The organism is Pedobacter ginsengisoli, assembly GCF_030244015.1.
Taxonomy (GTDB): Bacteria; Bacteroidota; Bacteroidia; order Sphingobacteriales; family Sphingobacteriaceae; genus Pedobacter; species Pedobacter ginsengisoli.
In genome coordinates this window covers 780,953-800,753 of sequence record NZ_JASSYX010000002.1, presented here as the reverse complement: position 1 = coordinate 800,753, position 19,801 = coordinate 780,953, and the positions used below count along the sequence as shown (strand labels likewise).

At 44.7% G+C, this 19,801-nt stretch carries 19 protein-coding genes; 8 read left to right on the top strand and 11 right to left on the bottom strand.

The window, feature by feature from the left end; translation table 11 throughout:
* Positions 1–5 precede the first annotated feature (5 nt).
* The 3 genes from QEP08_RS10545 to QEP08_RS10535 are packed head-to-tail and all read right to left on the bottom strand — an operon-like array spanning position 6 to position 2,329.
* Entirely contained in the window at positions 6–566 is a 561-nt protein-coding gene (locus QEP08_RS10545) for a YceI family protein (RefSeq protein ID WP_285057726.1), read from the bottom strand.
* Entirely contained in the window at positions 541–1,776 is a 1,236-nt protein-coding gene (locus tag QEP08_RS10540; protein WP_285057725.1) for a hypothetical protein, read from the bottom strand. The genes QEP08_RS10545 and QEP08_RS10540 overlap by 26 nt, the downstream gene beginning before the upstream one ends.
* Positions 1,777–1,783: 7 nt before the next feature.
* The gene (locus QEP08_RS10535; protein ID WP_285057723.1) at positions 1,784–2,329 is read right to left on the bottom strand and encodes an RNA polymerase sigma factor; all 546 of its coding nucleotides are present in this window, start codon (positions 2,327–2,329) and stop codon (positions 1,784–1,786) included.
* A 195-nt stretch (positions 2,330–2,524) separates the two neighbouring features.
* Between QEP08_RS10535 and QEP08_RS10530 the strand changes: the two genes are divergently transcribed.
* Positions 2,525–3,622, top strand: a complete 1,098-nt coding sequence (locus QEP08_RS10530; protein WP_285057721.1) for an acyltransferase family protein — start codon at positions 2,525–2,527, stop codon at positions 3,620–3,622.
* Positions 3,619–4,044: an acyl-CoA thioesterase gene (locus QEP08_RS10525; RefSeq protein ID WP_285057719.1), complete on the top strand. Its 426-nt coding sequence runs from the start codon at positions 3,619–3,621 to the stop codon at positions 4,042–4,044. The genes QEP08_RS10530 and QEP08_RS10525 overlap by 4 nt, the downstream gene beginning before the upstream one ends.
* Positions 4,045–4,107: 63 nt before the next feature.
* On the opposite strand, the gene QEP08_RS10520 is transcribed toward QEP08_RS10525, so the two are convergent.
* From QEP08_RS10520 to QEP08_RS10500, 5 genes are all read right to left on the bottom strand, one after another.
* Positions 4,108–4,284 (bottom strand): histone H1, encoded by a 177-nt coding sequence (locus tag QEP08_RS10520; RefSeq protein ID WP_285057718.1) that lies wholly within the window; start codon positions 4,282–4,284, stop codon positions 4,108–4,110.
* A 102-nt stretch (positions 4,285–4,386) separates the two neighbouring features.
* On the bottom strand, positions 4,387–5,481 hold the full coding sequence (locus QEP08_RS10515) for a Gfo/Idh/MocA family protein (RefSeq protein ID WP_285057716.1): 1,095 nt from the start codon (positions 5,479–5,481) through the stop codon (positions 4,387–4,389).
* 10 nt (positions 5,482–5,491) lie between these two features.
* Entirely contained in the window at positions 5,492–6,946 is a 1,455-nt protein-coding gene (locus QEP08_RS10510; RefSeq protein WP_285057715.1) for a Gfo/Idh/MocA family protein, read from the bottom strand.
* A 101-nt stretch (positions 6,947–7,047) separates the two neighbouring features.
* A complete protein-coding gene (locus QEP08_RS10505; RefSeq protein WP_285057714.1) occupies positions 7,048–10,485 on the bottom strand; it encodes a DUF1080 domain-containing protein in 3,438 nt (1,145 codons plus the stop codon).
* Positions 10,486–10,533: 48 nt separating this feature from the next.
* Positions 10,534–11,814 (bottom strand): Gfo/Idh/MocA family oxidoreductase, encoded by a 1,281-nt coding sequence (locus QEP08_RS10500; RefSeq protein ID WP_285057712.1) that lies wholly within the window; start codon positions 11,812–11,814, stop codon positions 10,534–10,536.
* A 191-nt stretch (positions 11,815–12,005) separates the two neighbouring features.
* Between QEP08_RS10500 and QEP08_RS10495 the strand changes: the two genes are divergently transcribed.
* The 3 genes from QEP08_RS10495 to QEP08_RS10485 all read left to right on the top strand — a co-directional run bounded on the left by QEP08_RS10495 (position 12,006) and on the right by QEP08_RS10485 (position 14,572).
* Positions 12,006–13,262, top strand: a complete 1,257-nt coding sequence (locus tag QEP08_RS10495) for an ROK family protein (protein ID WP_285057711.1) — start codon at positions 12,006–12,008, stop codon at positions 13,260–13,262.
* Between the two features lie 62 nt (positions 13,263–13,324).
* Positions 13,325–14,278: a J domain-containing protein gene (locus tag QEP08_RS10490; RefSeq protein ID WP_285057709.1), complete on the top strand. Its 954-nt coding sequence runs from the start codon at positions 13,325–13,327 to the stop codon at positions 14,276–14,278.
* 6 nt (positions 14,279–14,284) lie between these two features.
* The gene (locus QEP08_RS10485) at positions 14,285–14,572 is read left to right on the top strand and encodes a chaperone modulator CbpM (protein ID WP_285057707.1); all 288 of its coding nucleotides are present in this window, start codon (positions 14,285–14,287) and stop codon (positions 14,570–14,572) included.
* Here QEP08_RS10485 and QEP08_RS10480 read toward each other — a convergent pair whose 3' ends face one another.
* On the bottom strand, positions 14,573–15,388 hold the full coding sequence (locus QEP08_RS10480; RefSeq protein WP_285057705.1) for a mechanosensitive ion channel family protein: 816 nt from the start codon (positions 15,386–15,388) through the stop codon (positions 14,573–14,575). It lies immediately after the preceding gene.
* Positions 15,389–15,552: 164 nt separating this feature from the next.
* On the opposite strand from QEP08_RS10480, the gene QEP08_RS10475 reads away from it, so the two are divergent.
* The gene (locus tag QEP08_RS10475; RefSeq protein ID WP_285057703.1) at positions 15,553–15,870 is read left to right on the top strand and encodes a YtxH domain-containing protein; all 318 of its coding nucleotides are present in this window, start codon (positions 15,553–15,555) and stop codon (positions 15,868–15,870) included.
* 68 nt (positions 15,871–15,938) lie between these two features.
* On the opposite strand, the gene QEP08_RS10470 is transcribed toward QEP08_RS10475, so the two are convergent.
* The gene (locus QEP08_RS10470; protein ID WP_285057701.1) at positions 15,939–17,111 is read right to left on the bottom strand and encodes an aldose epimerase family protein; all 1,173 of its coding nucleotides are present in this window, start codon (positions 17,109–17,111) and stop codon (positions 15,939–15,941) included.
* 177 nt (positions 17,112–17,288) lie between these two features.
* Here QEP08_RS10470 and QEP08_RS10465 point away from each other — a divergent pair, with 177 nt between their 5' ends.
* Positions 17,289–18,542 carry a hypothetical protein gene (locus QEP08_RS10465; protein ID WP_285057700.1) on the top strand — a complete coding sequence of 418 codons (1,254 nt, stop codon included), beginning with the start codon at positions 17,289–17,291 and terminating at the stop codon, positions 18,540–18,542.
* A 317-nt stretch (positions 18,543–18,859) separates the two neighbouring features.
* Positions 18,860–19,285, top strand: coding sequence for a DUF417 family protein (locus tag QEP08_RS10460; RefSeq protein WP_285057698.1), 426 nt, complete (start codon positions 18,860–18,862; stop codon positions 19,283–19,285).
* Between the two features lie 58 nt (positions 19,286–19,343).
* On the opposite strand, the gene QEP08_RS10455 is transcribed toward QEP08_RS10460, so the two are convergent.
* The gene (locus tag QEP08_RS10455; protein WP_285057696.1) at positions 19,344–19,730 is read right to left on the bottom strand and encodes a DoxX family protein; all 387 of its coding nucleotides are present in this window, start codon (positions 19,728–19,730) and stop codon (positions 19,344–19,346) included.
* Positions 19,731–19,801: the final 71 nt, after the last annotated feature.

The window sequence follows — 19,801 nt, the reverse complement described above, 5'->3', positions numbered from 1 at the left end:
ATGGGTTATTTTACTTGATTAAACTGTCCGTTGAGTTTTACGCTGATGGATTCAGCTATTTTAGCAAACACCAGCCTGGGTATATCGATCTTGTGATCCACGCATGCTACTTTAAATTGGCTCTCCACCCTAACCACCCCGCCCCTGACTGAAATCCTGCAAGGGATAGTCCTTTGCTTGTCCACACCATGCAGTGAAAGCACACCAGTTACATTTGCATTATAATCGCCGTCTTTAGTAAGGTCCACAGACTGATCCAATACCCCTTTAAACTTAGCCAGCGGATACTTATCACTTTCTATATAGTTCTCATTAAAATGCTCCTGCATCAGCTTGCGGTCAAACTCCAGCGTCTTCACGGCAAGCTGCACCACTACTTCCCTTGTCTTGGCGACAATTACGCCTGTCCCCTGATCACTGACCGCTTTAATATCTTCGAGAGGAGTTGATGAAAACATCCCTATCCTTATATTTTTGCTTACAAAGCTCTGGGCGGCCGCATCAGCAAAAAACAGAACAAGACCCAGCAGGCAACATCCTCTAATTATTTTTTTTGTCCAAGTCATAACGTAGTTTTAATGCTATTCCACTCGATTTAAGGTTGATATTACCCTCTCCAACACCAGATAACGGTATCTTAACAAATGGCTCAAGCCCTATTTTTAAATTGTTGTTCTTTAATTTTATAAAATAAGTAGCCGACAGATCGACCACACTCAGCAGGTGCTGATTGGCATTGGCTTTCCGCAGCACCCTCTGTGTCTCCCCGCCATATTGATTGTTGTATTTAAAAAGATAATCCTCTTTCAGCATCAGGTAGCTTGATATGCCAGCATTTACATTTATACTTCTACTGGCATTGTCCGCAACCCGATATGAAGCCGTAAGAGGAATTTCCAGCACATTACAAGTAGCATCCAGATCTGTTAAATTATTTTTCAGCCATGTAGCATTTGTGTTCGGAAAATTATACCTGATACCGCCGGCACCGCTGTATTTTTTGATGCTGTACCGTACCCCGGCTTGCAGGTCTAACTTCTTAGAAATTCCAAAACCAAGAGTTAAACCTGCATTAAACCCGGGGTCACCCCCCACTACCGAACTCGCCGAATTAAATTCAGGCCCTGCGCTTATAGCCAAACTAATCGGCAAGCTTCTTTTAACCTTTATTTCTTTTTTGCCAGGCAGCCCCAGATCCGGGACCGGAGTTACTTTCTTAATCATTGGCGGCCTCATGCGCTGATCCATATCGGACATCGTCAGACCGCTCAACTGATCAGCAGGAATCGGATTGATCAGGACAGCTCCTGACAATTGTTTGTTAAATCCTTCACCAGCTAAGTCCCGTACCGGCATTACCCGATCCGGATTGTAATTCATTTTTGCAGTCCGCTTATTTTGGATCACCACAGGAGTAATCTTTTCTCTAACAGAATTCACCTGATTTTCAACAGTAACAATACCCTTTGTTTGATCAATTTCAGGTGTCATTTTATCCCGGGGCACAATTGTATCCGCAGGTACAGTTTTTTCAATTTGCTTCTTATTTGATACCCAATCAATATGCTGATCAGGCGTCTTTTCAAAAGAATAATAGCCCCATACTCCTGCCAGTAATGCAAGCAATACCAAAGCAGACTTTCTGAAAAACACGATTCGATCCCTGCGTTTAAGTTTTCGCTCCATTTTATCCCATGCTGCTTCCTCGAACTGCGGATCAGCATCGAATACCTTTTTTCTAAAGGTGGCATCAAACTCGTTGTCGTTTAATTCCATGAGTCTATTAATTTTCTATTAAATGAGTGTCCTTTAACATTCTTTTCAGTTGTTCCCTTGCTTTAAACAAATTCGATTTCGATGTACCAACAGAAATTGAAAGCATATTTGCGATTTCCTCGTGCGAGTAACCATCAATAGCGAACAGGTTAAACACTGTCCTGTAGGCAACAGAAAGCTTCTGCACAAGTCTGATCAGGTCCTCATAATGTATTTTTGAAAGAATACTTTCCCTGTCCTCCATTTCGTGTTTTGCATTCAATTCTTCCATTTCAATACGTTTTATTTGCTTCCTATAATGATCAATAGACGAATTGATCATGATCGTGCTGAGCCATGCCTTAAACGGCTTATCCGGATCATATTTATGGATATTTATAAATACCTTCATAAAACCGTCGTTCACGAGTTCCAAAGCTTCATCCTTATCCTTTGCGTAGCGGATACACATCCTCATAGAATAGCTGTAAAAGATCTGGTAAAGCCCTTTCTGACTCTTCCTGTCTCTTTTCTTACAGCCATCAATTAAATCCTGAATAAGTAAATCGTCCACGTAAATAGTTTAATTCATCTATACTTACAGTTACGAGCCTTTTTTTGATTAGGTTGCCTGATAGTGAAATAAAATATACGATTTTTAATGTCAGGTTAAAAACTTGATAGAGTCCATATTATTTGGTAATCTTGAAACCATACGCAATCCCCGCGGAGAACTGTATTCCGGGCTATTATCATAACCAAAAACCTAATGCAAGAAAAAGTACCTGGCCCCGAGATCTTAGAATCTAAACAGCATTTTGAAATACTTGATGGACTAAGGGGTATAGCAGCCTTCGCAATTGTAATTTTCCATTTTATGGAAATGGTCTACCCTCCTGGCGATAACTTTATTGCACATGGTTTCCTGGCGGTAGACTTCTTCTTTTGCTTATCCGGATTTGTGATTGCCTATGCCTACGACGACCGTTTACAAAAAATGGGCATTGCGACATTTTTTACATCCAGGCTGATCAGGCTCCATCCACTGGTTATATTGGGTTCTGTACTAGGGCTGCTGGCTTTTATATACGATCCATTTGGCGGAAACCCGGAGGTTTATAGTGCGGGAAAAGTGGCACTTATTTTCATCTGCTCCATTCTGCTGATCCCTTTTCCGGTAATTACTGAACGCTCCTTTAATCTTTTTGGTCTCAATGCGCCATCCTGGTCATTATTCTGGGAATATGTTGCAAATATCCTGTATGCTTTTGTACTTTCCAGGCTCCACAGACGCTACTTGCTGGCTCTCGCCCTTATATCTGTATTTGTGCTTTGCTACGCAAGCTACCATGCCGGCGGATCCTTACTGGGCGGCTGGGCCGGTGAAAACTTTTGGGATGGCGGTGCGCGCATATTTTATTCCTTTTTAGCCGGAATGCTCATTTACCGTTTCAACTGGATCATTAAAACAAAACTGGGTTTCGCAGGCCTATCAATTCTGCTGTCACTGGCCTTTGTGATGCCCTACACAACCTGGAATTGGCTGACGGAACCATTGGTAGTATTGGTTTATTTCCCTGTATTAATTGCCCTTGGCGCCGGAGCCCGAATATCGCAGCGCCTCAAAAAGATCTGCGTATTTTTCGGTAAAATATCCTATCCATTGTACATGACACACTATGCGGTGATCTGGATGTTCTTAAACTACTACACCGGCCATAAGCCAGGAACAAGCCAGCTTGTGCTGATTATCATTACCGGAACCGGCTTATTGCTACTTATCGCATACCTGGTAATGATATTTTATGACACCCCTATCCGCAGATATTTAACCAGCAGAAGAACAATTAATCGTCCGTCAAAATGAAAAACTTAAACTTAAGATGGTCAGACCTGGATCCTAATTTTCACCTTCGGCACAGCAGTTATTATGACCTCGCTGCACAGGAAAGGATTGACATCTTGCATCAGTATGGCATCACCATAGAAATGATGAAAGCAGAAAATGTCGGTCCGGTCCTATTCAAAGAGCAATGTGAATTCAAAAGAGAGATCCATCTCAATTCCAGAATCCACATTGTTACAAAGCTGCTGAAAATGAAAAAGGACGCTTCTTTCTGGATCATCCAGCATGAATTTCTCTCAGAAGAAGATAAGCTTCATGCCCTGATCAAAGTTGAGGGGAGCTGGATTGACACTGTTAAAAGAAAATTGGCCAGACCTGCCCCGGAGGCAATTCAGTCCGGATTGGAAGGATTCCCAAAAACTGAAGATTTTGAATACTTGTAAACCGTCCATAAAAAAAGCTCCCGATTTTCACCGGGAGCTTTTTTTATATAATTCAAGGAAAGATTACTTCGCGTTCTTTTTCTCTGTAACTTCAGTACGGATCTCCTGAGCAAGTCCTTTCAGATCTTGCATTGCTTTACGTACTCTGGTACCAGCAGCACCATTACCTGAATTATAAAATTTGTCTGCATCTGCTTCAACACCAGCAATAAGAGCTTTTAGTTTTGAAAATTTTTCCATGTTTTTCTTCGTTTAAGATTTTAAAATTATTAGATATAACGCTTTAAAGTTAATAATTATTGGATTTGCTCCAAATGAATATTAAACAATCTGAGTAAAAACTCAGGTATTGTTGATATTTAGTTTGATCATTTGTCCATTTTTCACCGATTCGTCGCATGCAAAGGCGATTTTCAAGCTGTTAACCGCATCTTCTGTCGGTTCAGTAAGGTCAATATTTTCCCTTATAGCCTTCAAAAAATACCGTTGTTCACGGTTGCACAACTCCTGATGCCCGGGTTCATCTGTCAGGTCAATCCACTCATCAGGCCTGCTGAATTCATCATCAGTACCCAGGTCCGCATAATGAACTTTTATCGATTCGGTTTTTGTATGGGCATCTATATTGTCAGAATTTCCTGCAGCCCCTGCTTTTTTTGCCATAATAGACACCGACCCCTTAGGTCCGAAAACGTCTTTAACGAAAAAAGCATTGTCACTGACCATCGGGCCCCAGCCCGCTTCATACCACCCAACAGAACCATCTTCAAAGCGGATCTGCAACTGACCGTAATTGTAATTCCACTCCGGGATATCATCGGTCAGTCTCGCACCGATAGCACTTACCTGAACAGGTCTGGAGCGCGTCATCTGGCACATGATGTCTATATAATGCACGGCACAGTCCACTATCGGGCTCAGGCTCTTCATCAAATTGCGGTGTACGGTCCACTTCGGACCATGGCTTTGCTGATTTAAATTCATCCGCATCACCAAAGGTTTTCCCATCTCCCGGGCCAGTTCAGTGAACTTCTCCCAGGAAGGATGATACCTGAGGATATACCCAACCAAAAGCTTCTTATTCGCCTTTTTTGCTGCCTCAGCAACCCTTATCGCACCCTCAACAGAATCAGCAAGCGGTTTTTCTATAAACACATGACAGCCGCTTTCAAATGATTTAACGGCGTAAGCCTCATGCGTATCCGGATAAGTTGATATACAGACCGCATCAGGTTTAGTGATTTCAAGCGCTTCATAGAAATCGGCATACAGGTCATATCCGCCGCCAAGTTTCGAATTCAGCACATCCTTACTCTTGCCCGTTGAAACAAGTCCGCAAATTTCAAAACCATCCAAAGTATGATAGGCAGTGGCGTGAGAAGCCCCCATATTCCCGCAGCCCACAACCAATACCCTTAAATTTTTGCTTGTCGACATCGCTGTAAGTTTAAACTCCTAAACTCCAGCCCTGACGATACTCCCGTTTCACAAACTGGTTCACATCGTCAAAATTGGTCACTTTCATGTTCACCTTATCCCAAAGCATCTTTAGATCTCGTCCCGGGTAACTGATCTGTCCGGCGGCGTTCTTACGCTGCACATCCGTTCCCCTGATGGCCAGGTTGGCAATCAGCAGGGTCTCCGTAAGCGGGCCCGCAATCTCAAAAGGAGAACTCAGCTGCATCTTTCCATACCCCGCAATCGCAGCTTCCGCAAACTGGGTATAATGGCCGGCTTCCTGACCCGGCACACGCGGGATACTGATCCTGGTCTTATCAGATTCATTTCGTGACAGCGGTAACAATCTTGGATTTTTGCCATACGTCTCACAGATCATTTTGCCCTTAGTACCAATAAACAATACTCCATTGTCACCAAATCTTTCATTAGGCCCCAGTTCTTCCGGACGTTCCGGTTTAATCCCACCATCCATCCAGTGAACCTGAATGTCGTTCTTTTTCTTTTCAGTCTTGTTAAACGTCATGATCACATGACTTGAAGGCGGGCAGCTTTCCGGGAAATAACCCCGCTTAAACTCATCCACATATACAGTACCCACACTACATTCCACACTTACTGGCGTATTCAGTCCAAGCACCCTGAAAGGGGGTTCTACCAAATGACAGCCCATATCACCGATTGCACCGGTACCATAATCCCACCATCCGCGCCAGTTGAACGGCACCATTTTGTCAATATAATCCTTATACGGCGCACTGCCCAGCCAAAGGTTCCAGTCCAGTTCCTTAGGCACTTCCGCTTTCGCAGACGGCCATGCAATCCCCTGCGGCCAAACCGGTCTGTCCGTCCAGCAATAAACCGTATGCACCTTTCCGATCCTTCCGGCATCATACCATTCCTGCAGCCTTCTCACCCCATCTCCTGACGCACCCTGGTTGCCCATTTGCGTCACTACCTGGTATCGTTTTGCGGCCTCAGTCAGCACCCGCGCCTCATAAATGTCATGAGTCAGCGGCTTCTGTACATATACATGTTTTCCCAGCTGCATCGCAGCCATAGCAATTTGTGCATGCGTATGATCTGGTGTCGATACCGTTACGGCATCAATATTCTTCGCTTCTTTATCCAGTAACTCACGATAATCTTTATAATATTTTGCCTTAGGGAAATTTCTTCTTGAATTCGCAGCTCTTCTGTCGTCCACGTCACACAAGAAAGCCACGTCTGTCTTACCACCCTTAACAATATCGGCAATATCACTCTCTCCCTTTCCACCCGCACCAATGCCGGCCAGCTGCAGACGGTCACTTGGCGCTAAAAAACCTTTCCCTCCCAATACATGACGCGGCACGATCATAAACCCCGCTGCTGCAAGGGCAGTTGTTTTAATAAAGTTTCTTCTCGAATTTTCAGTTGTTGAATATTCTTTATCTTCAATCATAATTTAACCTGTTATTTTGCTCGTTTAATGTTATTTCTTCTATTCCGCTTTTAAAGCGATCGTCATCCTGAATTTATTTCAGGATGACGACTAGTGATTAGTTACTTCCTGGCAGCTGCTTTCCTGCCCGTCGTCGCCTCTTTCTTGCTTAAATCCTTAATCCTGATGTTTCTGAACTGTACCGGCGAACCGTGACCAAGGAAACCGATATGTCCGCTGTCTCTTGACAACCCGGGGTGTTTTTGCCCATCAGGAGCGCCGTTTTTCCGGAATGGAGTCAAATCACCATCCAGGATCACCGTACCATTCAAAATCACTTTGATCTTAGGCCCTTTAGCAATCACCTCCTGATAATTCCACTCGCCAACAGGCTTCAGGAAGCCCCTTTTTGCCGGAATCGTACCATAAACAGAACCATGATACTGATAAACATGCAGATCTTTATAGATCGGCGCATCATTATCTAATATCTGCAGTTCCATACCCGTATAGGCCGCATCACCTTCCAAAGGTGCCCTGATGCCCAAACCATTATTAGCACCCGGAGTCAGCTGAAACTCAAAACGATAAATGAAATCGCTGAATTCTTCCTTGGTAAACAAATTGCCACCAGACCCTTTACCCGGTTTCGGTCTGATCGCAATATTCCCATCCTCAATCACATAATCAGTAGTATTGCCCGTCCAGCTGTGCATATTGGTGCCATCAAACAAGACTTTATAACCTTCTTTCTTCTCTTCAGCGCTCAGCTCAAAAGGTTTCGGACGAGGTATTTCTCTAATGTAAATGTCGCGGTAAGCCACGGGCGAACCATGCGCCTGCAATTCAATCTGTTCCTCAGCAAAGATCGGCAGTTTTCTGTCCCAATAATTCTCCAGGATTACATTATCCGTTACCAATACACCATTCAACCACACTGTAACACGGTCACCCTTCATCAAAATTCTGAAAGTATTCCACTCATCCAGTTTGTTATCAGCTACAACCAAAGGTTTGCTCGGATTAGACTGGTTATTGTACAAACCACCAGAACCCACCTGCGCACCTACATTGGTACGCGCCAGGTCCCAGATCTGCACTTGAGGAGTACCACGCAGATAAATACCCGCATCACCCTCACCTTTCTTATCGTCAATGATCTTCCAGTCAACCAGCATCTCAAAATCACCATATTTCTTCACCGTAGCCAGGTTATCACCATGACTTTGAAAAAGCAGTTCACCGTTAACAACCTTCCAGCTATCTTGTGCTGCCGCATCGGCCTTAGCCTGCGCCTCAGCCAGTGTTTTGGCATCCATTTTAGAACGCTTGATCGGATCAGCCACCAAACCTTTCCAGCCGGTCAGGTCCTTACCATTAAACACCTGCACAAAACCTTCACCCTGTTTCATCGAAGAAATATATTTACGCATTCCCTCTTTCTGGTAACCCGCATCACCGCCGGTAATCACGGCAATGGTTTTGTTCAATAAACCTTTAACTATCTCACCACTGTATTCTCCAGCCATGGTAATGTTCATTACCGCATTAGCAGCAGCCTGTTGCAATGCAGGATTGTCCAGGTACTGACCAGCAAACACGATCGCATTAAAGCACCGGGCCTGTTCAGCATCTTTAAGTATCCTTTGCTGTTGCGCAGGAGTCTTAGCTACCGCCATTGCATTGCGAAGCAGCAACAACCGCTGTTCAGCAGGATAATCTGTGTCTCTCACCAAACGCAGATAACCATTCAATGCCTGGTCTAAGAAATCAGCGTTAGCCGTTGTACGCGCAATTTTAATCAGTTCATCAGCAGAACCAGCATCCGTCCATGAAGACAATGCATCAAGTGCAGCCTTTTTTGTAGCATCATCACCGGCACTGAAGGCTGTTGAAACAGCATCCAATGACTTTTTACCACCGATGCTTCCCAGTACCTTATAATACAAAACCTTTTTATCCGCTGCAGATTTATCCATTTCGGCCATTACTTCAGCAGTTTTAGCATCGGCATCCGTACTACTTTCGTAAACTGCAATAATTGCCGCTTGTACATCGCTCAGTTCGGCAGGATCTGTAGTTTCGTTCAATAATTTAAACAATTCAGCCTTATTTGACGCCTTATAAATGTGTTTTAACGACGCAAAAGCAGCTTTCCTGACTTCAGGTTTTTTACTGGTCAGGGAAGCGACAATAATGCCCCTCTGACCACTCGCGGCACGTGCAGCCAAAACATTGATCAGCGCAACCTGTACTTCAGTTTTCGCGCCAGGAATATTAGGAGCAATCACGGCGGTAACATCCTCGCCCTTCATTCTCAGTAAAGTATTAGAGACAGCAGTAATATTCGCAGTGTCTTTACCCATCACCTTGATCATAGGGTCAATTGCCGATTCCCCACCGGTCTTAGCCGCAGCAGAAAACGCTGCTGCCCGCACTACCGCATCCTTGTTCTTGAACAACTTCAGGAAAGCAGGATAAGCAGATTTTACATTGCTCAGCATGTCAATGATCAAAACTTGTGTAGGCGCATCAGCCTTGTTAAGTTTCTTAACCCATTCCGCACTATTCGCATCATTTAAACCAGCAGCAGCATATCTTATGGCCGCTGCGCGGAACTCAAACTGTTGATCGCCCATAGCTTCCAGCAAAGCCTGCTGATCAGACTGAGTCTCAGAAATCAATTTCAATGCAGCAATACGCTGATCCACCTGATCATCCCCAGTTGCCTTTTCCAAAATAGCCCTGGCAATCTTTTCGACACCCGCTTTATCGCTGGCAACCCTTTTCTCCTCATACACCAATAAAGCCGCCACCGCATTGGTCTGATCATACTTATAACCCGCCTGCTCCGCAGCCTTAACCAACACATCAGCAGAAGAAGCATCCGCGATGTTTGCCAGCGCATACAGACCAGCTTTTGCCAAATCTTTATCCGAACCAGCAGCCAAAGGCGCTATCGCATCCGCAGCAGCCTTAGAACTGGTGTGGCCCAAAGCCTCAACTACAGAAACTTTAGCTTTACCACTTGATTTGCCCAGTCCAGTCAGCAATGCAGACACCGCCGCAGGTGTACCAATTTTGGCCAAAGCCCTCGAAGACTCGTCCGCAAGCTGCTCATCAGTTAAATACCCTTCCAGAGCAGATACCGCCGCATCATTACCCGCCAGATCAAACTGGCTGATGATGAATGCCTTATTTTGTTTATCCGACACCTTAGCCAGCGCCTTAGTATAAGCGCTAACCGCCATATTTCTCAATGACTCCCTGCCGCTTTTCGTAGCATAAGCAGTAAAACCACCCACAGCATACTCTATCAAAGCATTATTGCCCTTTCCAGGCGCAGTCAGTCCGCTGATCAACGTCACATAGCCCTCCTCACCAAGATCAGCCACCTCCTTCATATTCCGCTCCAGCTGAGCAGCATCCTTAGCAGGCAGCTGCGCAAGCAAATCCGCTATGCGCGTAGTTATAGTTCTTTCATCTTTTTTATCCTGGGCAAAGGCCGCATCAGTAAACAGCACAACCGCCAGCAGGACAAATAATAATCTCTTTATCATGATTTATAATCTAATAGTTTTATAGAATGAAACAGGTCTTCCCGATAATTAAATAGAAAAAGGAGCACGCATTACCGGATTGATCAGCCTGTTTGCCGCCTCATCATCTACGAACTCCTGTTTCACAGGATCAAACTTCAGTGACCTGCCCAGTCTCAGCGCAGCCAGTCCAATATTTACGATATTACACGAGCGATGCCCGTTTTCCTCATTCAAAGCAAACTTCTTCCTCGACCTCACCGACTCAGAGAATTCCACAATCTCCGGAGCAGGATCAGGGAACTGAGCCAGTTTACGCTCCAGATCAGGAATATCAGACTTGAATCCAGGATACAGCTTACCCTTAGGTCCCTCTATATAAGGCACATTGGTATCCTTACCTTCACCATCTAATATAATCTGACAACCATCAGCATACGTATAAGTAATCCTGCGCCAGATGCCCACTGCATCCGTATGTTGCTGAGGCGCATCCACCTCCACAGAAATCGGGTTGGTATCATCCTTACCCAAAAAGTATTGTATCGGATCAATATAATGCTGTCCCATATCACTCAAGCCACCACCATCATAATCCCAGTAACCCCTGAAGGTCTGATGCACACGATGCGCATTATAAGGTTTATAAGGCGCAGGGCCAAGCCATGAATTGTAATCCAGTTCAGGCGGCACCGGCTGAGGCTCCAGGTTATCCTTGCCCACCCAGTAAAACTTCCAGTCATAGCCGGTATGCTTGCCCACAGTCACCTTCAAAGGCCAGCCCAGCAAACCACTGTCTACCAGTTTCTTGATCGGCTTTACAGTAGTACCCATGCCATAAAAAGTATCTTTAAACCTAAACCAGGTATTTAATCTGAACATCCGGCCGTGCTGTTTCACCGCCTCCACGACGCGCTTGCCCTCACCAATCGTATGGGTCATCGGCTTCTCGCACCAGATGTCCTTACCTGCATTAGCCGCATCAACCGCCATAATCCCATGCCAGTGCGGCGGAGTAGCAATGTGCACAATATCTACCTCAGGAAGCTGGATCAGCTCACGGTAATCACTAAACTGTTTTACACCCTTATCCAGCATACCCGCAGCCTGCTTCAGGTGATTTTTATCGACATCGCAAATGGCCACCACCTGGGTGCCCTCATAGCCAAAGTGGCCCCTGCCCATACCGCCTACACCGATTACGGCCTTAGTCAGTTTATCACTTGGCGCAAGGAAGCCCTGCCCGCCAAGAACATACCGGGGAACAATAGTAAAAGCGGCCACACCGACCGCAGACTTCTTAATAAAATCTCTTCTGGTGTTTTTTTGTTGTGGTTCTTTAGGTTTCATATAAGTGGTTGTGTTTGAATTCATGTGGTAATACCTGCTTTGGCCTTACCAAACCGAATACTTGCATGGTTAATATTAGCGAGAAATTGTCAAAAACACAAAACATCGTGTAAATATTTACGTATTAAAAATACTTTTGTAAAATTTTAATAGAAGTTCTCTATATTTAGCAAAATACAGGAATTAAAACAATGGATCTTCGTCTATTAAATGACATAACAAAAACCACACGTAATAAACAACTGGCACACAAATACCAGCTGGTCAAACATCTTTTTAACCTTGGGCCCTGTTCAGTGTCCACATTGTGCCATACCCTCAACATGAGTACGCCAAGTATTTTAAAACTCATCACCAATCTTATTGACGAAGACTGGATAGAAAAGAAAGGCTTTGGCGTATCCATGGGCGGGAGAAAACCGGACCTTTATGGCCTGAAAGATGAAAAGATCCTGATCATTTGTATTGATATCGAATTGTTCCATACCAAAATAGCGATAATAGACAACAACTATAACTACATTGTTGAAGCCCAGACCATCCCCCTGCCCATTTCCAAAAGCACACGGTCAGACTTCTTTAGTATTTTAAGTAACCACGTTCAGGATATTCTGAAAATACACCGTATTGCCAATGAACAATTGATCGGCTGCAGTGTAGGCTTGCCTGGCCTCATCGATTCCGAAAAAGGCAAAAGCTACAGCTACTTCCTGAGCGACGCAGAAGACATCTCCCTGACGGCTGCCTTCGAAAAAATGCTGAACCTGCCTGTCATCATCCAGAATGACGTAAACGGCTCATCAATGGCCGAGTTTACCCATGGGATTGCCAAAGGCAAACAAAATGCCCTGATCTTACTCATGGACTGGGGTGTCGGACTGGGAATCATCATGGACGGCAAACTCAGAAAAGGCGCCTCTGGTTTCTCCGGAGAGCTGGGACATATCCCCTTTGTGGAGAATGGCGCATTGTGTTATTGCGGCAAACACGGCTGTCTGGAAACCATAGCTTCCGGCAATGCCCTGTCAGAAATGGCAAAAGAAGGCATATTATCAGGCAAAAACTCCATGCTCAACAAGCTGAGCAAAGAAGAGCTGCAAAGAATAGAACCGGCTGTCATCATCGAAGCTGCCAACAAAGGCGATCAATATGCCATCCAGCTGCTGTCCAACATCGGCACCTATATGGGCAAAGGAATCGCGGTGCTCATACAGCTCTTCAACCCCGAACTGATCATTTTAAGCGGGAAGATCGCCGAAGCAAAACAATACATCACCCTTCCGATGCAGCAGGCCATCAATACCTACTGTATGACCCAGATCAGAGAACGGACAACCATCGTATCTTCAGAGCTTGGTCAAAACTCCAGGCTTTTGGGTTATGCTACCACCGGCATTGACCATTTCTTAGAGGCCTGCATCAGGAAAGCCAGCAAATCAAAGTCATAAAAATTCTTTTCATCTATTTTATGTTTTCGTTTGTTATAACAATGTTATAGCTAAAGACATATATGGCATTTATAGACTACTATAAAACCCTGGGCATCGGCAAAAGCGCTTCTCAGGACGACATCAAGAAAGCATACCGGAAACTGGCCAGGAAATACCACCCCGACCTGAACCCCAACGACAAAGAAGCCCACAACATGTTTCAGCAGATCAATGAGGCCAACGAGGTACTCACCGATCCTGAAAAACGCAAGAAGTACGATGAGTATGGCGAGCACTGGAAAAATGCCGACCAGTACGAACAAGCCAAAAGATCAGGTGGGCAAAATCAATACGCCGGACAGCAAAGACAACACAGCGGTGGCGGCAATCCATTCGGAGGAGCAGGAGGCAACCCATTCGGCGGCTTCTCCGGAGCCGATTTTGGAAGTGGCGGCGACTACTCAGACTTCTTTGAATCACTCTTTGGCAATGCAGGCGCAGGACAACAGCGCGGCAGCCGCAAATACAAAGGACAGGATTACCAGGCAGAACTCAGGATCAGCCTGCGCGACGCCTATACCACACACAAACAGACCTTAACAGTAAACGGCAAACAGCTTCGCATCACCATACCGGCGGGAATCGCTGACGGGCAGGTCATCAAACTCAGCGGGCAGGGCGCACCCGGCGCAAACGGAGGTCCCAATGGCGACCTCTACATCACCTTCAATATCAGTGAAGATCCAAAATTCAAGCGGCTGAATGATGATCTTTATGCTACAGTTGAGCTTGACCTCTACACTGCGGTACTTGGCCGAGAAGTCACTGCTGAAACATTTGACGGGAAGGTTAAATTAAAAGTCGTCCCGGGCACACAAAATGGAAGCAAAATAAGGTTAAAAAACAAAGGCTTCCCGGTATACAAAAAAGAAGGTGAACACGGCAGTCTCTACATCACTTACAGCATCAAAATACCAACAAACTTAACAGATAAGCAAAAGGAGCTTTTTACTGAACTACAAGAACTTAGTTAGACAGCTATGGAACCACAACTGATCACGATAACAGAATACTGTGTCAACTACGACATCGAACCCGACTTCATCATTTCCCTTGAAGAATCAGGAATCATTACCCTGACCATAGTGGATACGGAAAAATACATCCATGAAGAGCAAATCACCGAACTGGACAAATATGCACACTTTTATTATGACCTGCACATCAACATCGAAGGCATCGATGCCATCCGTCACCTGCTGGGCAAGATCGACCAGATGCAAAACGAAATCAGCAGCTTGAAAAGCCAGCTTCACCTTCACCAGTAATTACTTCTCAGCCATTCCAGGCAAAACAATACCCGAATCCTTCAGATTATGGAGCAGTTTTTCCTGAAATGCCAGTTTGGCATCATTGAAACCATGCGATTCAAGCCAGACATTGATCAATACTTTATAGCCGCTCTCCTCCAGCAAAGAAATACCCACACGTTTTTCCGGAGTCTTCAAAATTGAGATGGAGTCAGCTATGGTTTCATCGATCACTTTTTTAACCGTCTCCAGGTCTACGCCATAACTGAACTTCAGTTCAATATCCAGGCGTCTGCTGCCGATAGCGCTCACATTGATGATCACCTCATTAGAAAGCTTGCTATTGGGAATGATCACTTTCCTGTTGTCAAAAGTAGTGACAATGGTAAAGAACAACTGGATCGAGGTCACGGTACCCTCCTGCCCCTGGGCAATGATATTATCTGAAACCTTAAACGGCTTAAGTAACAAGATCAGCACACCACTCGCAAAATTTTGCATCGTACCAGACAAAGCCAGACCAGCCGCCACACCAAACGCGCCGATCAAAGCGGCAAAAATAGTTAGCCGAATACCCAGAACCTGCATAATGAGAAAGACGAGCAGGATCCGCAGCACCACTACCGATACACTCAGGAAAAAAGGAGAAAGCGAATTATTGACTTTCTTTTGTGCCAGCCTGCGTTCCATCCACCGGGAAAAAACCCTGATTAGCCAGAGCCCCACAATTAAGATGACAAAGCTCATCAAAACAAGGGGCCCCTTTTCAATGGTCCAGTTCAGAAACTTATCGTAGAAACCTTCTACTTTATCGGTCACTTTTACTTCATTCATACCCTGATCAACAAAATTGAAAACGGAAAGTTTAGGAATGCCCCTCCATACAGGTGCACATCAGGACAGTTATCCGTTAAAATTAAAATTTGCACAAACAATACGATCTGAATGAGGTTGTTAAAATACTTGAACACTTAACCAGGAACATTAAAGCATCAGCTATGAAAATCTCAAATAATACGCCTTTAACAGCAGCTGCTCTCGTTGCAGGGTTGGCCATAGGCGCAGCACTGGGTATATTACTTGCGCCCAAAAGCGGCCGTGACAATAAAGACGTCCTGCTTACCGATCATTCTGTAGAAGACCTATGGGAAACAACCAGGAACCATGCCGATCATTTGCAGGGCCTGAAAAATAAACGTAAAAACACCTCCAGTATCGAAGTGCCTTCAGCAGGCACTCTTGCCTGGACAGAGCAGCAGAAAAATGAATCTAAACAACCCTGGAAAGAAAATAACCACGCCGAATGGCGTTTTTAGCACAAACAAAAATGGTCGCTTAATAAATAAACGACCATCTTGTTAAACAGACTATATTTCCTGAACTGTTACTTCGCGCTAAACCTATAGACCGAAGAAGTCTTATATGTTTTTCCCGGCTCCAACACAGTTGAAGGAAAACCCGGCTGGTTCGGCGAATCAGGGAAATGCTGCGTCTCTAAAGCAAGCGCGGTTCTGAAATCATCCTTAGCACCACCTTTAAACACATTTTTGCTCTGCATAAAATTACCAGAGTAAAACTGCAGACCAGGCTCCTGAGTATAAATATCCATTACGATACCAGACTTATCACCTTTTACAGTAGCCGCATGTGTCATGCCCAAGCCCTCAGTGCCATTCAGCACATAGTTATGGTCATACCCCTTACCCGCTTTCAGCTGATCATTGTCCTCTTCAATCCTTTTACCAATTGTCTCAGGAGTTGTAAAATCAAACGGCGTACCCTTCACATCTGCATGTTTGCCCAGAGGAATCAAAGTCGTATCAACCGGAGTGTACTGATCCGCATAGATCTGCAAAAGATGGCCCAGGATCGGACCACTACCCTCACCGTTCAGATTAAAAAACGCATGATTGGTCAGGTTACAAAGCGTCTTTTTATCAGTAGTCGCCTCATAATCCATCTTTAGTTCATTGTCATCAGTCAGGCTATAGGTCACCTTCACATTCAGATTTCCGGGATAACCCTCTTCACCGTCTTTAGAAAGATAAGTCAGCACCAAAGTCTGTGGATCAGGCTGGGCCGCATCCCAAACTACATACTGAAAACCTTTTTTACCACCATGCAAAGTATTCTGGCCATTATTGGTCGCTAAAGTATACTGCTTCCCATCCAGCGTAAATTTACCTTTCGCAATCCTGTTGCCATAACGGCCGATCGTAGCACCAAAATAAGGCTCAGTAGAATTTACAAAACCATCCACACTGTCAAAACCAACCACCACATCAACTGGCTTACCGGCACTGTCCGGCACCAAAAGGCTCACCAAGCGACCACCATAATTGGTAAATGCAGCCTGCATACCGTTTTTATTCTTCAAAACATACAGATTGGTCTTCTTACCATCTATCTCCTTCTGAAATTTAGTACTGTCCAGCTGAACAACAGCAGTGCTGTCCGCAGCAGCCGCATCATCCGTATTTGTCTTGGTAGGTGTATTACACGCAGCTACAGCAAGTATCGAAGCAGCAGCAAAAATTGATTTCAATGATTGTTTCATTTATAATTTGGTTAAGAGTTTCCAAAATAGGAATAATTAGTGTTTTAGCGGGACCAAATTAATACTTTCTGATTAAAATCAACTAAATCATTACAATATGTTTTCTAAAAATCGTGGGTCAGATTACCTCATTTATCCAATAAAGAATTATAATTGTTCAAACCAAACATCACCCGCATGATCCAAACGCTCAAACTGATCGCCACCAGGTTTACCTTCCTGCTTTGCACCATTTTCATTCTGTGCTTTAACAACGGTTCCTTTATCTTTTTACATATCCTCATCAAATACACAGATCCACTTCTGCAAAAACTTGTCCTGTGGACCGGGCAGCACCTATTACACCTTTCCGATCCGGTCAATCCCCAGTTCAACGGGAGCGGGGACACCACTTATCACTACATACTGTTATTCGTCGTTTTTGTACTTGCGCTTACCGGGACATTGATCTGGTCGGTCATTGACCTGAAAAGAAAAAGCCATGACCAGCTTTATTATTGGCTCACAGTATCGCTGCGCTTCTATGTTGGCTTTATGCTGGTACATTACGGCCTTGCAAAGCTCAACAATGGACAATTTCCCGGCCCCTCGGCCACAGGCATGTCCACTACTTACGGCGACTCATCGCCGATGGGTTTAGCCTGGCGTTTCCTGGGTTTCTCCGAAGGATATAAAACGTTTATGTTTTTTGCTGAAATGATGGGCATACTCCTGTTCTTCAGGAAGACAGCCACCATCGGGGCATTACTATGCCTGATGACCTGCGTGAATATCATGGCCATCAACTACTTCTATGATGTACCGGTCAAACTGCTCTCTACTTCACTCGTAGTGATGTGTCTTATCATCCTGTCGTCCAACTTTTCACGGCTCTTCCAGTTCTTCTTTAAAGGTAAAACCACTGGACTTGACTTGATGGACCCGCCCGTATTCAAAGCAAAATGGGTGAGAATTACAAAAGAAGCCGTTAAATACATCGCCATTGCCCTTTGCGCCGGCATACCCGCATTCAACACCCTGACCGCCTCCCTCAATCAACAAAAAGAAGCAAAAGAAAGCTTATATGGCATCTACAGGATTTCTTCCTTAAAATGGACAAAGGGTGCACCCGCTGCGGACAGCCTGTATGTAAGCAGCAGATGGCTTGCAATGGGTATAGATCGGTACGATAGAGCTTTTATCAAATATGGAGACAATGAAACCATTTATTGCAAAGCACAAATCGAGATGTCCGCTAAAATCCTGAAACTGTCTTTCAATGAAGAACCTGACGTCAGGTATACCCTCTCTTTTCGAAGGCTGCACCGCGACACGCTTGAGCTTAAAGGAGAACTCGTGGGCAAACCGGTAATCATATCTCTGGCCAGGAAAGAATTTGAACTGACCAAAAGAGACTTCCGCTGGATTAACGAAGTTCCTTACAACAGATGACCTGCGTTTATCATTTGTTGTGAGAGAGAAAAACTGAACCACAGTGGCAGCAACAAACACAGTCTTACTCGCCATTTTATGATCAGCACTCACAAACGAAGTCCACACTGAACATTGTTGGCCCCCTCACCGGCCCGTCGTTACGAGAAGGCGCGACGAAGCAACCTCCTTATTGACCGGGTTCATGAGGATGATAAAAAATTAATTGCAATTGAGTTTACCCTACTGAGCATTTTGAACAGATATGTAAGGATTCTGAAACTTTTCCGACAACAACGTAAAACCTTTACTTGGAAAATTTAAAAATCACATTAAACATGAAAAATTTAAAAAGCATTGGCTATAAGCTCGGGGTTATAGCGACAATAGTTGTGCTGGTATGGATCGGCCTGTTAAAATTCACGCCTTCAGAAGCGGCGGCAATCAAAGGCTATGCTTCTAATAGCTTTCTGATGAACTGGCTGTATAGCCTTGCCTCAGATCAGGGCGTATCAAACTTCATCGGAATATTTGAACTCATTACAGCCGCATTACTTATCGTCTCATTCTGGAATGACAAGGCTGGCCGGATAGGTGGCTATCTTTCAGCCGTCATCTTTTTAACCACACTTAGTTTTCTTGCTACCACGCCGGTTATCTGGAAACAGATGGACGGCATACCCGTGACAGACTTTTTTGTTGTAAAAGACCTCGCCTTTCTGGCGGTTTCCCTGCAAGTCTTAGGTAATCATCAACCCCTTTAACGCTTGTTGCATAGAAAATCAAATAGCAAGCAAGAGTTTGTATCATTACTTTTGGCCTTTAAAGGCCTTTTCTACTGAACAGACACCCGCACCCTGTGCACATTAATGAGATAAGGCCTGCGATATACAGCAAATTGATCTCGTATCCCGGAGGTCCAAACAAGGGTCCTTCTGGAGAAAGGCCTATCGTTTTTACTGAGTTGAAGCCATAATGAATGAGTATGGCGACCATCGCAGCCAGCATAACGCATATCAGCTGGATGGCAGTGATAGCTACCGAGAGGCCAATGACAATAAACAGACCTCCCAGCACTTCTATAATCGATGTTGCCCAAGTCATTACATGCGGAAACAGGACATCCAGCTTGGTAACTAATTTTTCCAGGCCAGTAGGCGTGCCCTTGCTTAGTTTAGCCCAGCTATGCGCCAGGCCTTTGCTGGTCATTCCAGTGATTGAAAAACAATCACTAATCCGTCCTAGAAAAAGGTATTGTGCAATTCCTTCTCCATTCTTGC